The organism is Pseudomonas sp. A6, from assembly GCF_052367875.1.
Classification (GTDB): Bacteria; Pseudomonadota; Gammaproteobacteria; order Pseudomonadales; family Pseudomonadaceae; genus Pseudomonas; species Pseudomonas citronellolis.
This window is the reverse complement of sequence record NZ_CP198970.1, coordinates 587,026-600,675: the sequence shown is the minus strand read 5'-3', so window position 1 is coordinate 600,675 and position 13,650 is coordinate 587,026. Positions and strand designations below refer to the sequence as shown.

At 67.2% G+C, this 13,650-nt stretch carries 10 protein-coding genes; 4 read left to right on the top strand and 6 right to left on the bottom strand.

What is annotated here, in order from left to right; translation table 11 throughout:
- Window positions 1-131 precede the first annotated feature (131 nt).
- Window positions 132-1,706: a methyl-accepting chemotaxis protein gene (locus ACTWJ5_RS02675; protein WP_444437416.1), complete on the top strand. Its 1,575-nt coding sequence runs from the start codon at window positions 132-134 to the stop codon at window positions 1,704-1,706.
- A 68-nt stretch (window positions 1,707-1,774) separates the two neighbouring features.
- Entirely contained in the window at window positions 1,775-2,203 is a 429-nt protein-coding gene (locus ACTWJ5_RS02670; protein WP_444437415.1) for a UPF0158 family protein, read from the top strand.
- Between the two features lie 449 nt (window positions 2,204-2,652).
- Here ACTWJ5_RS02670 and ACTWJ5_RS02665 read toward each other — a convergent pair whose 3' ends face one another.
- From ACTWJ5_RS02665 to mexA, 3 genes are read right to left on the bottom strand one after another with little or no spacing between them, the layout of a single operon-like run.
- Window positions 2,653-4,101, bottom strand: coding sequence for an AdeC/AdeK/OprM family multidrug efflux complex outer membrane factor (locus ACTWJ5_RS02665; protein WP_444437414.1), 1,449 nt, complete (start codon window positions 4,099-4,101; stop codon window positions 2,653-2,655).
- A 1-nt stretch (window position 4,102) separates the two neighbouring features.
- On the bottom strand, window positions 4,103-7,246 hold the full coding sequence (locus tag ACTWJ5_RS02660) for an efflux RND transporter permease subunit (RefSeq protein WP_116425518.1): 3,144 nt from the start codon (window positions 7,244-7,246) through the stop codon (window positions 4,103-4,105).
- A 15-nt stretch (window positions 7,247-7,261) separates the two neighbouring features.
- Entirely contained in the window at window positions 7,262-8,410 is a 1,149-nt protein-coding gene (gene mexA / locus ACTWJ5_RS02655) for a multidrug efflux RND transporter periplasmic adaptor subunit MexA (protein ID WP_074984233.1), read from the bottom strand.
- Window positions 8,411-8,675: 265 nt separating this feature from the next.
- Between mexA and ACTWJ5_RS02650 the strand changes: the two genes are divergently transcribed.
- Window positions 8,676-9,122, top strand: coding sequence for a MarR family transcriptional regulator (locus ACTWJ5_RS02650; protein WP_074984235.1), 447 nt, complete (start codon window positions 8,676-8,678; stop codon window positions 9,120-9,122).
- A gap of 42 nt (window positions 9,123-9,164) precedes the next feature.
- Here the strand turns inward: ACTWJ5_RS02650 and ACTWJ5_RS02645 are convergent, their stop codons facing one another.
- From ACTWJ5_RS02645 to ACTWJ5_RS02635, 3 genes are all read right to left on the bottom strand, one after another.
- A complete protein-coding gene (locus ACTWJ5_RS02645) occupies window positions 9,165-9,740 on the bottom strand; it encodes a YceI family protein (RefSeq protein WP_444437413.1) in 576 nt (191 codons plus the stop codon).
- A gap of 28 nt (window positions 9,741-9,768) precedes the next feature.
- Window positions 9,769-10,323 (bottom strand): cytochrome b, encoded by a 555-nt coding sequence (locus tag ACTWJ5_RS02640; protein WP_009615275.1) that lies wholly within the window; start codon window positions 10,321-10,323, stop codon window positions 9,769-9,771.
- 236 nt (window positions 10,324-10,559) lie between these two features.
- A complete protein-coding gene (locus ACTWJ5_RS02635) occupies window positions 10,560-12,044 on the bottom strand; it encodes a flavin monoamine oxidase family protein (protein WP_444437412.1) in 1,485 nt (494 codons plus the stop codon).
- 154 nt (window positions 12,045-12,198) lie between these two features.
- Here ACTWJ5_RS02635 and ACTWJ5_RS02630 point away from each other — a divergent pair, with 154 nt between their 5' ends.
- A complete protein-coding gene (locus ACTWJ5_RS02630) occupies window positions 12,199-13,602 on the top strand; it encodes an adenosylmethionine--8-amino-7-oxononanoate transaminase (RefSeq protein WP_444437411.1) in 1,404 nt (467 codons plus the stop codon).
- Window positions 13,603-13,650 lie beyond the last annotated feature (48 nt).

The window sequence follows — 13,650 nt, the reverse complement described above, 5'->3', positions numbered from 1 at the left end:
CCGATAAGCTTTGGCGCACACAGATGCGTCCCGAAAAAGTCCCTCGCCTGCACGACAAGAAGAACGACAAAACAGCCTGCATTTCCGGCTTCGGGCCCGTCCCGCGGCCTCGTCTGCCTGGAGTATTCGACATGTACGATTGGCTGGTCCTTCAGCTCGGCCGCATGAACGTCAGCCTCAAGCTCACCGTGGGCTTCGGCATCTGCCTGCTGCTGACCCTGCTGGTGTTGCTCGGCGGCATCCAGGGCCTGAACGAACAGGGCGCCTACAGCGAACGCCTGACGCACATCGGCCAGCTCGACGGCGGCGCCCGCCAGGCGGAACTGGCGCGCCTGCGCTACCAGCTCGAAGGCAGCGCGGAGCAGGCCCAGCGCCTGCGTTCGGTACTGGGCGAGCTGCAGGCCGGCAGCGAACGCCTGGCCCGCGACGGCTTCGCCGGGCCCCGTCTCGACGCCTTGCGCCAGGCCCTTGCCGACTACGCCCAGGCTGCCGACGACCTGCTGCGCGCCGACCAGCAACAACGCGCCCAAGCCAACCCCAGCCTCGACAGCCGTGCCGAAACCCTGTTCCGCGCCAGCGGCGCCCTGTTTGAGGAGGGCCTGCAACAGCGCGACGCGGCAGCCGGCCAGGCACAATGGCACCAGGCGCTGACCGCCCTGTTCGCGCTGTTCTTCGGCGCCCTCTCGGTGTGGGCGATCAACCGCCAGATCGTCCGCCCGCTGCACGAATCCCTCGAACTGGCCGAGCACATCGCCCAGGGCGACCTGTCCCGCGACCTGGGCGGCGACCTGCACCTGCAGCGCCGCGACGAGCTGGGCCAGCTGCAACGCACCATGCTGCGCATGCGCGACAGCCTGGGCGAGCTGATCGGCCACATCGGCGGCAGCGTCGGTCAGTTGGCCACCGCCGCCGACGAGCTGTCGGCGGTCACCGAGCAGACCCGCGCCGGCGTCGACAGCCAGCGCCTGGAAACCGAGCAGGTGGCCAGCGCCATCGAGGAAATGGCCGCCACCGTGCAGGAAGTGGCGCGCAACGCCGAGCAGGCCTCCGGCACCGCCCGCCAGGCCGACGCCCAGGCCCGCGACGGCGAGCAGGTGGTCGGCCAGGCCATCGCCCGCATCGACCAGCTGGCCGCCGAGGTGGAACGCTCCACCCAGGCCATGGCGCGCCTGCGCGGCGACAGCGGGAAGATCGGCAGCGTGCTCGACGTGATCAAGTCGGTGGCTGAGCAGACCAACCTGCTGGCCCTCAACGCCGCCATCGAAGCGGCCCGCGCCGGCGAGGCCGGGCGCGGCTTCGCGGTGGTCGCCGACGAAGTGCGCGCGCTGGCCCAGCGCACCCAGCAGTCCACCGCCGAGATCGAGGCGCTGATCGCCGCCCTGCAGCGCGGCGCCGAGGACGCCGCGCAATGCATGGACGACAGCCGCGAGCTGACCGGCGACTCGGTCGAGCTGACGCGCCGCGCCGGCGACGCGCTGGCCGCCATCGCCCGCAGCGTGGCACAGATCCAGGACATGAACCTGCAGATCGCCTCCGCCGCCGAACAGCAGAGCAGCGTCGCCGCCGAGATCAGCCGCAGCGTCGGCCAGGTCCGCGACATCGCCGAGCAATCGGCCGCCGCCAGCCAGCAGACCGCCGCCTCGAGCAACGAACTGGCGCGCCTGGGCAGCGACCTGCAGAGCCAGGTCGGGCGCTTCCGCCTGTAACAGGATTGCAGCGGACAGGAAGGCCGCGCATGGGATAGGCTGGGCTCTCGCCCAACCGGAGAGTGACCATGCGCCCGCTGACCATCGACCTCGACGAACTCGCCGTCGCCCTCGACACCAGCGACATAGAGCACTACCTGGACCTGGGCAGCGGCCAGGTGGTGCCGCTGCTGAGCGACTCCCCCGACCCGGACCTGCTGCTCCTGCTGGAGCAGGACCCGGAGCGCCTGCTGCCGATCGAGCCGCTGAGCAGCCGCGAATCCCTGGAGCTGATGCGCGACTTCCTCCGCGAAGTCGGCGAACCCCACGCCTACGCCGCCATGGCCTCGGCCCTGGAAGGCCGCAAGCCGTTCAAGGCCTTCCGCCACGTGCTCATGGGCTACCCGGACCTGCTCCAGGCCTGGTACGACTACCAGTCCGAACGCCTGCGCGAATGCGCCCTGGACTGGCTGGCCGACCACGACATCCGCCCGGCCGGGCAAGGCGCCGTGTTGTAGGGCGTACAACCGTTCGCGGTTGTACACCAACCGTGCAGGGACGCTCTTCGTAGGATGGGTTGAGCTTGCGATACCCATCGGACCATGGCGATGGGTATCGCTCCGCTCAACCCATCCTACGATGTCGACGCAACCCCACCCGCGCCATTCCCCCGTAGGAGCGGACCTTGTCCGCGATGGCCGGACGTCCCGGCGCGATTCGCGGATGAGATCCGCTCCTACGCAACCCTACCCGCGCCACTCCCCCTGTAGGAGCGCGCCCTGCGCGCGAATCGCGGGCAGGGCCCGCTCCTACAATTCCTGGGAGGCACGATCGTAGGAGCGGACTCCGTCCGCGATGGGCCGATCCCATGCACGAAAATCGCGGATAAATCCGCTCCTACGAAAATCGCTGGGCTCCACAAACGAAAACGCCGCCCCGAGGGGCGGCGTTTCCGTGGGCCGAGGCCTCAGCCCTTGGGCTGTGGCTGCGACTGCTTCTGCGCGGTGCTTTCCTGCCAGCCGCCTCCGAGCGCCTTGTACAGGTTCACCTCGCTGGTGAGCTGGTTCAGGCGGTCGGTGATCAGCTGCTGCTGGGCGCTGAACAGCGAGCGCTGGGCGTCGAGCAGGGTCAGGTAGTTGTCCACGCCGGTGCGGTAGCGCTTCTCGGCCAGGCGATAGTAGTCCTCGCTGGCCTTGACCAGGGCGCGCTGGGCGGTCAGCTGCTCACCATAGGTGCCCCGTGCGGCCAGGCCGTCGGCGACTTCCGAGAAGGCGGTCTGGATGGCCTTCTCGTACTGCGCGACGTAGATGTTCTTCTGCACCTTGGCCAGGTCCAGGCTGGCCTTCAGGCTGCCGGCGTTGAAGATCGGCAGGCTGATGGACGGCTTGAACAGCCAGGTGCCGGAACCCGCGTCGAACAGGCCGGACAGGTCCGGGCTCAGGCTGCCGGCGTTGGCGGTCAGGCTGATGCTCGGGAAGAAGGCCGCGCGCGCCGCGCCTATGTTGGCGTTGGCCGCCTTGAGCTGGTGCTCGGCTTCCAGCACGTCCGGGCGCCGCTGCAGCAGGTCCGAGGGCAGGCCCGCCGGCACCTGGGCCAGCACCTGCTGCTCCAGGTCCATGCCTTGCGGCAGGTCGGCCGGCACGCCGGAACCCAGCAGCAGGGTCAGGGCGTTCTGGTCCTGAGCCACCAGGCGGGTGTACTGCGCCAGGGTCGCCCGCGCGCTTTCCACCGAGGTCTGCGCCTGACGCAGGTCCAGGGCCGACGCGACGCCGACCTCGTTGCTGCGCTTGGTCAGGTCGTAGCTCTTCTGGTAGGTGGCCAGGGTGTCGCGGGTCAGCTGCAGCTGGGCCTGGTCGGCGCGCAGCGTCAGGTAGGCGTTGGCGACGTTGGCCACCAGCGCGGTCTGGGTGCTGCGGCGCGCCTCTTCGGTCGCCAGGTATTGCTCGAGGGCCTCATCGCGCAGGCTGCGCAGGCGGCCGAACAGGTCCACTTCCCAGGCGGTGACGCCCAGGGTGGCGCCATACTGGCTGCTGATCATGTCGTTGCCGGTGGTCGACACCCGCTCCGGCAGGCGCTGGCGCGAACCGCTCACGTCGGCGCTCACCGCCGGGAACAGCTCGGCACGCTGGATGCGGTACTGCGCCTGGTAGGCCTCGACGTTCAGCGCGGCGACGCGCAGGTCGCGGTTGTTGCCCAGGGCCACTTCGACCAGGCGGCGCAGCTGCGGGTCGCTGAAGAAGCTCTGCCAGTCGAGGTCCGCGGCGGCGGTCGCGCCGCCGCCCTGGGCGCCGGCATAGGCCGGGCCCTGGGGGTAGGCCTGGGCTACCGGCGCCTCGGGGCGCTGGTAGTCCGGGATCAGCGAACAGCCGGACAGCGCGGCGGTCGCCAGGGCCAGGCTGAGTAAGGACTTTCTCATATCAATGCCCCTTCTCGGTGGTCGCCTGTTCCTTGGACGCCTTGTCCTTGAACAGGGTGCTGACCACCACGTAGAACAACGGCACCCAGAAGATCGCCAGCACGGTCGCGGTGACCATGCCGCCGATCACGCCGGTACCAATGGCGTGCTGGCTGCCGGAGCCGGCGCCGCTGGAAATCGCCAGCGGCACCACGCCGAGGATGAAGGCCAGCGAGGTCATGACGATCGGGCGCAGACGCATGCGGCAGGCCTCGATGGCCGCGTCGACGATGTGCTTGCCCTCGCGTTCGTGCAGTTCCTTGGCGAACTCCACGATAAGGATGGCGTTCTTCGCCGACAGGCCGATGGTGGTGAGCAGGCCGACCTTGAAGAACACGTCGTTGGACAGCCCGCGCATCGAGGTGGCCAGCAGCGCACCGATGATCCCCAGGGGCACCACCAGCATCACCGAGAACGGGATCGACCAGCTCTCGTACAGCGCCGCCAGGCAGAGGAACACCACGATGGCCGAGAGCACGAACAGCGAGGTGGTCTGCGAGCCGGCCAGGCGCTCCTCGTAGGACAGGCCGGTCCAGGAATAGCCGACGCCCTTGGGCAGTTGCTGGACGATCTCTTCCACCGCCGCCATGGCCTCGCCGGTACTGCGACCCGGGGCCGGCTCACCGAGGATTTCCATGGCCGGCACGCCGTTGTAGCGCGCCAGCTTCGGCGAGCCGTAGGCCCACTTGCCGGTGGCGAAGGCGGTGAAGGGCACCATCTCGCCGCTGCTGTTGCGCACGTACCACTTGGCCAGGTCTTCCGGGCTCATGCGCGCACCGGGCTCGCCCTGGGCGTACACCTTCTTCACCCGGCCGCGGTCGATGAAGTCGTTGATGTACTTCGAACCCCAGGCGATGGAGATGGTGTTGTTGATGTCCGCCAGCGAAACGCCCAGCGCACTGGCCTTCTCGTCGTCGATCAGCAGTTGGTACTGCGGCTCGTCGTTCAGGCCGTTGGGGCGCACGCGCTGCAGCACGGGGTTCTGCGCGGCGAGCTGGAGGAACTGGTTGCGCGCCTGCATCAGCGCCTCGTGGCCGACGCCCGCCTGGTCCTGCAGGTAGATGTCGAAACCGGTGGCGTTGCCCAGCTCCAGCACCGCCGGCGGGGCGAAGGCGAAGACCATCGCGTCCTTGATGCTGAAGAAGTAGTGCTGGGCGCGCTCGGCCACGGCGAACACGCTGTTCTCCGAGCCGGGGCGCTCTTCCCAGGGCTTCATCATGATGAAGGCCATGCCCGAGCTCTGGCCGCGGCCGGCGAAATTGAAGCCGGTCACGGTGAACACCGAGCTGACCGCCTGGCCTTCCTTGTCCAGCAGGTACTCGCGCATGTGGTCGACCACCTTCTGCGTGCGCTCGGCGGTGGAACCCGGCGGCGTCTGCACCTGGGCGAAGAGCACGCCCTGGTCCTCGTCGGGGAGGAAGGACGTGGGGATGCGGGTGAACAGCCAGGCCATGCCGATGACGATGACCACGTACAGCAGCAGGTACGGCGAGCGGTGCTTGAGGATCGAGGTCACGCCACGCTCGTAGCCGTGGGTGGTGTCGATGAACTTGCGGTTGAACCAGCCGAAGAAGCCGCGCTTGTGCTCGCCGTGGTCGCCCTTCTCGATGGGCTTGAGCATGGTGGCGCACAGCGCCGGGGTGAGGATCAGCGCCACCAGCACCGACAGGGCCATGGCCGAGACGATGGTGATGGAGAACTGCCGGTAGATCACCCCGGTGGAGCCGCCGAAGAACGCCATCGGCAGGAACACCGCCGAGAGCACCATGGCGATGCCCACCAGCGCGCCCTGGATCTGGCCCATGGACTTGCGCGCCGCCTCCTTGGGCGGCAGGCCTTCATCGGCCATCACCCGCTCGACGTTCTCCACCACCACGATGGCGTCGTCCACCAATAGGCCGATGGCCAGCACCATACCGAACATGGTCAGGGTGTTGATCGAGAAGCCGAACGCCGCCAGCACGCCGAAGGTGCCCAGCAGCACCACCGGCACGGCGATGGTCGGGATCAGGGTGGCACGGAAGTTCTGCAGGAACAGGTACATCACCAGGAACACGAGGAGGATCGCCTCGCCGAGGGTCTTGACCACTTCATGGATGGAAGCGGAGACCACCGGGGTGGTGTCGTACGGGTAGACCACCTTCATGCCCTCGGGCATGAACTCCTGCAGGCGGCCGATGGTGGCGCGGATCGCCTTGGCGGTGTCCAGCGCATTGGCGCCGGTGGCCAGCTTGATGGCGATACCCGAGGCCGGCTTGCCGTTGAACTGCGCGTTGATGCTGTAGTCCTGGCCGCCGAGCGCCACCCGGGCGACGTCCTTCAGGCGCACCTGGGAGCCGTCGGTGTTGACCTTGAGCAGGATGTCGCCGAACTGCTCGGCGGTCTGCAGGCGGGTCTTGCCGATGATGGTCGCGTTGAGCTGCTGTCCCGGCAACGCGGGCAGGCCGCCCAGCTGGCCGGAGGAGATCTGCACGTTCTGCGCCTGCACCGCGGTGACGATGTCGTTGGGCGTCAGCTGGTAGCTGTTGAGCTTGGCCGGGTCCAGCCAGATGCGCATGGCGTACTGCGAACCGAACACCTGGAAGTCGCCCACACCCGCGGTCCGCGACAGCGGGTCCTGGATGTTGGAGACGATGTAGTTCGACAGGTCTTCCTTGGTCATGCTGCCGTCTTCGGAGACGATACCGACGACCATCAGGAAGTTCTTCACCGCCTTGGTCACGCGGATGCCCTGCTGCTGCACTTCCTGCGGCAACAGCGGCGTGGCCAGCTGCAGCTTGTTCTGCACCTGGACCTGGGCGATGTCCGGGCTGGTGCCCTGATCGAAGGTCACGGTGATGGTCATGCTGCCGTCGGAGTTGCTCTCCGAGGAGATGTAGCGCAGATGGTCGAGACCGTTCATCTGCTGCTCGATCACCTGGACCACCGTGTCCTGCACGGTTTCCGCGGAAGCGCCCGGGTAGCTGACCTGGATGGCGATCGCCGGCGGGGCGATGGCCGGGTACTGGTTCACCGGCAGCGAGAGGATCGACAACCCGCCCGCCAGCATGATCACCAGGGCTATAACCCAGGCGAAGATAGGCCGGTCAATGAAAAACTTCGACATTGCGAAACCCCTTGGTTAACCCTGGCTGTCCGAGGCGGCGGGCTTGCCGGCCTCCGGCGCGGGGGCGACGTTCTTCGCCGGCACGGCCTTGGCCTTGGCGCCGGGCTGGACGTACTGCAGGCCTTCGGTGATCAGGCGGTCGCCGGGCTTCAGGCCCTCGGTGACCAGCCAGTAGGCCCCCACGGTGCGGTCGGTCTTGATGTTGCGCAGCTCGACCTTGTCGTCGGCGCCCAGCACCAGGGCGGTGGGCTGGCCACGCAGGTCGCGGGTCACGCCCTGCTGGGGCGCGAGGATGGCCTTGTCCTTCACCCCTTCCTGCAGCACGGCATGCACGAACATGCCCGGCAGCAATTCATGCTTGGGGTTGGGGAACACCGCACGGACGGTCACCGAGCCGGTGCCCTGGTCCACCGAGACCTCGGAGAACTCCAGCTTGCCTTCCAGCGGATAGGCCGAACCGTCCTCGAGGAACAGCTTGACCTTGGCCGCGTTGTCGCCGGCCTTCTGCAGGTTGCCGGCGGCCAGCTCGCGGCGCAGGCGCAGCAGCGAGGTGGAGGGCTGGGTGACGTCGACGTAGATGGGGTCGAGCTGCTGCACGGTGGCCATGGCGGTGGCCTGGCCGTTGGTCACCAGCGCGCCCTCGGTCACCGCCGAACGGCCGATGCGCCCGGAGATGGGCGACAGCACCTTGGTGTAGCGCAGGTTGATCTGCGCCTGGTCGACGGAGGCCTTGGCCTGCAGCGCGGCGGCCTGGGCATCGGCGTACTGCTGCTTGCTCACCGCCTCGTCGGCCACCAGCAGCTTGTAGCGCTCGGCCTGCTGCTGGGTGGACATCAGGTTGGCCTTGGCGCTCTGGTAGGTGGCTTCGTAGGTGGCCGGGTCGATCTGGTACAGCTGCTGGCCTTCCTTGACGTCGCTGCCTTCCTTGAACAGGCGCTTGAGAATGATGCCGTTGACCTGCGGCCGCACTTCGGCCACCCGGAACGCCGTGGTGCGGCCGGGCAGCTCGGTGCTCAGCGGCACCGTCTGGGCCTGCAGGGTCACCACACCGACCTCGGGGGTCTGCGCCTGCTGCGGGGCCTCGTTCTTGCCGCAACCGGCAAGGGTAGCCATGGCGACGAGCAGGGCCGGAACCAGGGCGCGCTTGGCTGGCGTTCGTTGCATATCGTTGTCCTCGTAAGCGAAAGCATCCGGCACCACGGCGGCAGCCGGGCCGGAAAGGCTGGCAAAATACTTACATTCAGGTTTGTTTGTAAACGACCGAAAGCCTTGTCGGTAACCAACTGAAACGTTTTAGCCCATGGCGGGTGCTTCAGACGATTCCCGTTCGGCGTGAGCGGCTTGTCATAAAGTTGATAGCGTCAACTAAAATAAGGAAAATGAATCGGCCGATCAATCGGCTTTACATTCCGTTTACCCCGTCCAGGCCATGACCCGTCCCGTGAATCCCGACCTGCCACAGAACCTGATGGCGCTCTTCGAGCATCTGCGCAACCAGCTGCAGATGGGCCTGCTCGCCCAGGGCATCGACCTGGCGCCGCCGGACATCCGCCTGCTGGAGCTGATCGCCGAGGCCGAGGGCCTCATCAACCTGCAGGACGTCGGCCGGCAGATGTGCCGCGACAAGGCGCTGATCACCCGCAAGGTCCGCGAGATGGAGAGCCGCGGCCTGGTCCGCCGCGAGCGCAACCCGGGGGACCAGCGCAGCTTCCAGCTGTTCCTCACCGAGGCCGGCAAGGTCGTCCATGCCCAGGCCCAGGCGATTCTCGCATGCACCCATGACAGGCTCTTTGCACCGCTGGATGCCGAGGAGCAGCGCTGTATGGCGCACCTGCTGCAACGCTGCCTGGACGCCCAGGAAGAGCTGCCGCAGTAACGAAAACGCCGGCTTGCGCCGGCGTTTCGCTGCAACCGCGTCTTATTGACGCACACCCTCCACCGACAGCGTCAGCTCGACTTCCTGGGAAGCCGGGCCGAGGTCGCGCTGGATGTTGAAGTCCTTCAGCTTCAGGGTGGTGGTGCCGAGGAAGCCGGCGCGGTAGCCGCCCCACGGGTCGTCGCCCTGGCCGATCAGCTCGGCCTTGAGGGTGACCGGCTTGGTCACGCCGTTGAGGGTCAGGTTGCCGGTGATCTCGGCGTTCTTGCCGTCGGCCTTGACGCCGGTGGACTCGAAGGTCGCGGTGGGGTTCTTCGAGACGTTGAGGAAGTCGCCGCTGCGCAGGTGCTTGTCACGTTCGGCGTGGTTGGTGTTCACGCTGTTGGTGTTGATGGTGACCTTGACCTTGTCGGCGGCCGGGTTCTTCTCGTCGAAGGTGAAGGCGCCGTCGAAGTCGTCGAAGCGGCCGTACAGCCAGCTGTAGCCCAGGTGCTTGATGCGGAACTCGATGAAGGCGTGCTGGCCTTCCTTGTCGATCTTGTAGTCGGCGGCCATGGCCTGGCCGACGCTGAACAGGGCGGTACCCAGGGCCAGGGCGGCGAAGGTCTTCTTCAGCATGGTGATCTCCATAGGGTGCTAGGTGGGGTCAATCCGTGGAACGGCCGAGCATGCGCGTGAGGGTCGCATCGCGGTCGAGGAAATGGTGTTTGAGCGCCGCCAGGGCGTGCAGTACGGCGAAGACCACCAGGGCCCAGGCCAGGTACAGATGGATGGCGCCGGCGGTGTCGGCCTGCTCGGGCAGCCCGCTCAGGGTCGCCGGCACGTCGAACCAGCCGAACACGCTGATGGGTTTGCCCTCGGCGGTGGAAATCAGGTAGCCGGCGACTATCACCGCGATCAGCAGCCCGTACAGCGCCAGGTGGCCGAGCTTGCTGGCCTTGCGCGTCAGCGCGCCATGGTTGGCCGGGGCCGGCGGCGGCGGGCTGAGGAAGCGCCAGGCGATGCGCACGATCAGGGCGATGGCCAGCAGGATGCCGATGCTCTTGTGGATTTCCGGGGCGCGGTGGTACCAGGTGTCGTAGTAGTCCAGCTCGCGCATCCACAGGCCCAGGCCGAACAGGCCAAAGACCACCAGGGCGCTGCCCCAGTGGAGGAAGAGACTGACCAGACCGTAACGGGAGGGCGAATTACGCCATTGCATCGAGAGGTTTCCTGATAAAGCCGGAGCGTCAAGACTAGCGGCAAAACGATCGGATAAAAGTGGAAATTACTGCTTTGAAACATCGATTCACAAGATAGCTTTGCTGGCTAACGACCATTCCAGAGCCTTCTGTGCCTCTTTCGAGATAACACCCCGGGTGCGGGAATTATTCGACGCAAAAGAAAAAGGGGCGCTGGAAGGCGCCCCTTTTCACAGGCAATGGCGGGCGCCACGGCTCAGAACATGTCGGTGAACCAGGAGAACGCGCCCTTCTTCTTGCCCTCGCCCGCGGCCGGCGCCGCCGGCACTTCGCTGGCCTTGGCCGGCGCGGGGATGCTGACGGTCTTTCCGTCGGCCAGGTCGCGCAGTTGCGCGGCGGCGCGCTTGCCGCTGCGCAGGGCGCCCTCGATGGTGCCCGGGTAGAGCGCATCGGTGTGCTCGCCGGCGAAGGCGACGCGCGGCAGCGGCTGCTCCCAGGCGCGCCAGAAGCGGCTGATCTGCCCCGGGCCATAGGCCAGGTAGGAGCCGCCGGTGCTGACGTCGGTGCTGTAGCGGCGCATTTCGTAGCCGGAATAGGCGCCGCGCATCTTCGGGTAGTACTTGTTCATGCGGATCAGCACCTGGTCGACCATCTGCCGATCGCCGAAGGCCTGCAGCACGCGGGCGTTGTCGCCGGAGAGGTTGATCAGCACGTTGGCGCCGCCCTTGAGCGCGGGCTCCACCCAGATCATGCCCAGGCCCTGGTCGCTGTAGATCTCGCCGGACAGGCGCGACTTGTCGTCCCACACCGGGCGCTTGAACTTCAGCAGGATCTGGTCGCGCCAGCCGTAGTTGGTGTTCTTCAGCGCTTCCTGCTGCTTGGCGTTGAGGCCCGGGGTCAGCTGAATCTGGCCGAGGGCGCGCAGCGGCACCGCGATCACCGCGTAATCGGCGCTGTAGCCGGAACTGCCGGCCTTGACGGTGACACCGTCCTTGTCCTGCACGATGGCGCTGACGCGGGCGTTGGTCTTGATGGTCTTCAGTTGCTTGACGAAGGCCTCGGCCAGCACCTGGCTGCCGCCCGGCAGGCGCTCGGCGCGCAGGTCGCGGTCATCGACGTTGCGGTACACCCGGCCCTGCTGGGCGAGGTACAGCAACGACAGGCGCGACGGCTCGTCGTAGTGCGAACGGATACGCTGGTTGACCAGCAGGCGCGCGGTCGGCGACAGGTTCAGCTTGTCCAGCCAGCGGGCGACGTTGAGCTGGTCGAGGGCGAACAGGGTCTTGTTGGCCAGCGGGTCGAGCGGGTCGTCGATGGACGCCGAGAGATCGTTCAGCGACTTCTCGAAGCGTTCCAGGTCGGCGGCCACGGCGGGCATCTTCTGCTTCAGGTCGGCGGAGCTGTAGTAGACGCCGTCGATCAGGTAGCTGGGAGTACGCACGAATTCCGGCGCCGGCACCGCTTTCAGCTTGAGGGTGTCCAGGTAGCCGTTGAGGGTCGGCTGGGCCTTGGCGTTGCCCAGCCATTCGCTGGTGGCCAGGCCCGAGCGCCCGCCGATCTGCGGCTTGGCCTCCAGCAGGGTGACCTGCCAGCCCGACTGTTGCAGTTCATAGGCGGCGCTGAGGCCCGCCAGCCCGCCGCCGACCACGATCGCGGTCGGTTGTTTGTCCTTGCCCAACGCGAACGCGCTGAACGCCGCCAGCGCCAGCAGCGAGGCCGCGCGCAGCCATCGAATCTTCATCGTGCATCCCCCAACATGGTACGAAGGCGCGCAGCATACGCCAGCGCCCAGTGGCCGGCCAGATGCCACCCTCTGCCGTGTGTCGCGGCGCGCGCCTTGTCCGTCCATGTCCCATTGCATAGGCTTGCCCGACGACTTCAAGAGGAGACCTTCCATGGGCCTGAACGCCGAGTGGATGCAGCGCGACCTGGAGGTGCTCTGGCACCCCTGCACCCAGATGAAAGACCACGAGCGCCTGCCGGTCATCCCCATCCGCCGCGGTGAGGGCGTATGGCTGGAGGACTTCGAGGGCAAGCGCTACCTGGACGCGGTCAGCTCCTGGTGGGTGAACGTCTTCGGCCACGCCAACCCGCGCATCAACCAGCGCATCAAGGACCAGGTCGACCAGCTGGAGCACGTGATCCTCGCCGGCTTCACCCACCAACCGGTGGTCGAGCTGTCCGAGCGCCTGGTGCGCCTCACGCCCGAGGGCCTGTCGCGGGTGTTCTACGCCGACAACGGCTCCTCCGGCATCGAGGTGGCGCTGAAGATGAGCTACCACTACTGGCAGAACTGCGGCCAGCCGGCGAAGAAGCGCTTCGTCACCCTGACCAACAGCTATCACGGCGAAACCGTGGCGGCGATGTCGGTGGGCGACGTGGCGCTGTTCACCGAGACCTACAAGTCGCTGCTGCTCGACACCCTCAAGGTGCCCAGCCCGGACTGCTACCTGCGCGCCGAGGGCGAGAGCTGGGAAGCCCATTCGCGGGCCATGTTCGAGCACATGGAACGGACCCTGGAGCAGCATCACCGGGAAGTCGCCGCGGTCATCGTCGAGCCGCTGATCCAGGGCGCCGGCGGCATGCGCATGTACCATCCGGTGTACCTCAAGCTGCTGCGCGAGGCCTGCGACCGCTACGGCGTGCACCTGATCCACGACGAGATCGCCGTCGGCTTCGGCCGCACCGGCACGATGTTCGCCTGCGAGCAGGCCGGCATCACCCCGGACTTCCTGGTGCTGTCCAAGGCGCTGACCGGCGGCTACCTGCCGATGGCCGCGGTGCTGACCACCGACAAGGTCTACCAGGCCTTCTACGACGACTACGCCACCCTGCGCGCCTTCCTGCATTCGCACACCTACACCGGCAACCCGCTGGCCTGCACCGCGGCCCTGGCGACCCTCGACATCTTCGAGCAGGACAACGTGATCGAGGCCAACAAGGCCCTGGCCGCGCGCATGGCCTCGGCCACCGCGCACCTGGCCGACCACCCCCACGTGGCCGAGGTCCGCCAGACCGGCATGGCCCTGGCCATCGAGATGGTCCAGGACAAGACCAGCCGCGCGGCCTACCCCTGGCAGGAACGCCGCGGCCTGAAGGTCTACCAGCACGCCCTGGAACGCGGCGCCATGCTGCGCCCGCTGGGCAACGTGGTGTACTTCCTGCCGCCCTACGTGATCACCCCGGAGGAAATCGACTTCCTCGCCGAAGTGGCCAGCGAAGGCATCGACATCGCCTGCCGGGACTCGGTGAGCGTGGCGGTCAGCGGGCTGTATCCGGATCACCGGGATCCAGGCTAGCGGCTGAGAGCCGAGAAGAGCGCTGGAGGCCGAAGGCTGGACGAAATG

Bases quoted from the DNA above. Each gene is read 5' to 3' on its own strand.
- ACTWJ5_RS02675 (WP_444437416.1), top strand. From the start codon at position 132: ATGTACGATTGGCTGGTCCTTCAGCTCGGCCGCATGAACGTCAGCCTC.
- ACTWJ5_RS02670 (WP_444437415.1), top strand. From the start codon at position 1,775: ATGCGCCCGCTGACCATCGACCTCGACGAACTCGCCGTCGCCCTCGAC.
- ACTWJ5_RS02665 (WP_444437414.1), bottom strand. From the start codon at position 4,101: ATGAGAAAGTCCTTACTCAGCCTGGCCCTGGCGACCGCCGCGCTGTCC.
- ACTWJ5_RS02660 (WP_116425518.1), bottom strand. From the start codon at position 7,246: ATGTCGAAGTTTTTCATTGACCGGCCTATCTTCGCCTGGGTTATAGCC.
- mexA (WP_074984233.1), bottom strand. From the start codon at position 8,410: ATGCAACGAACGCCAGCCAAGCGCGCCCTGGTTCCGGCCCTGCTCGTC.
- ACTWJ5_RS02650 (WP_074984235.1), top strand. From the start codon at position 8,676: ATGACCCGTCCCGTGAATCCCGACCTGCCACAGAACCTGATGGCGCTC.
- ACTWJ5_RS02645 (WP_444437413.1), bottom strand. From the start codon at position 9,740: ATGCTGAAGAAGACCTTCGCCGCCCTGGCCCTGGGTACCGCCCTGTTC.
- ACTWJ5_RS02640 (WP_009615275.1), bottom strand. From the start codon at position 10,323: ATGCAATGGCGTAATTCGCCCTCCCGTTACGGTCTGGTCAGTCTCTTC.
- ACTWJ5_RS02635 (WP_444437412.1), bottom strand. From the start codon at position 12,044: ATGAAGATTCGATGGCTGCGCGCGGCCTCGCTGCTGGCGCTGGCGGCG.
- ACTWJ5_RS02630 (WP_444437411.1), top strand. From the start codon at position 12,199: ATGGGCCTGAACGCCGAGTGGATGCAGCGCGACCTGGAGGTGCTCTGG.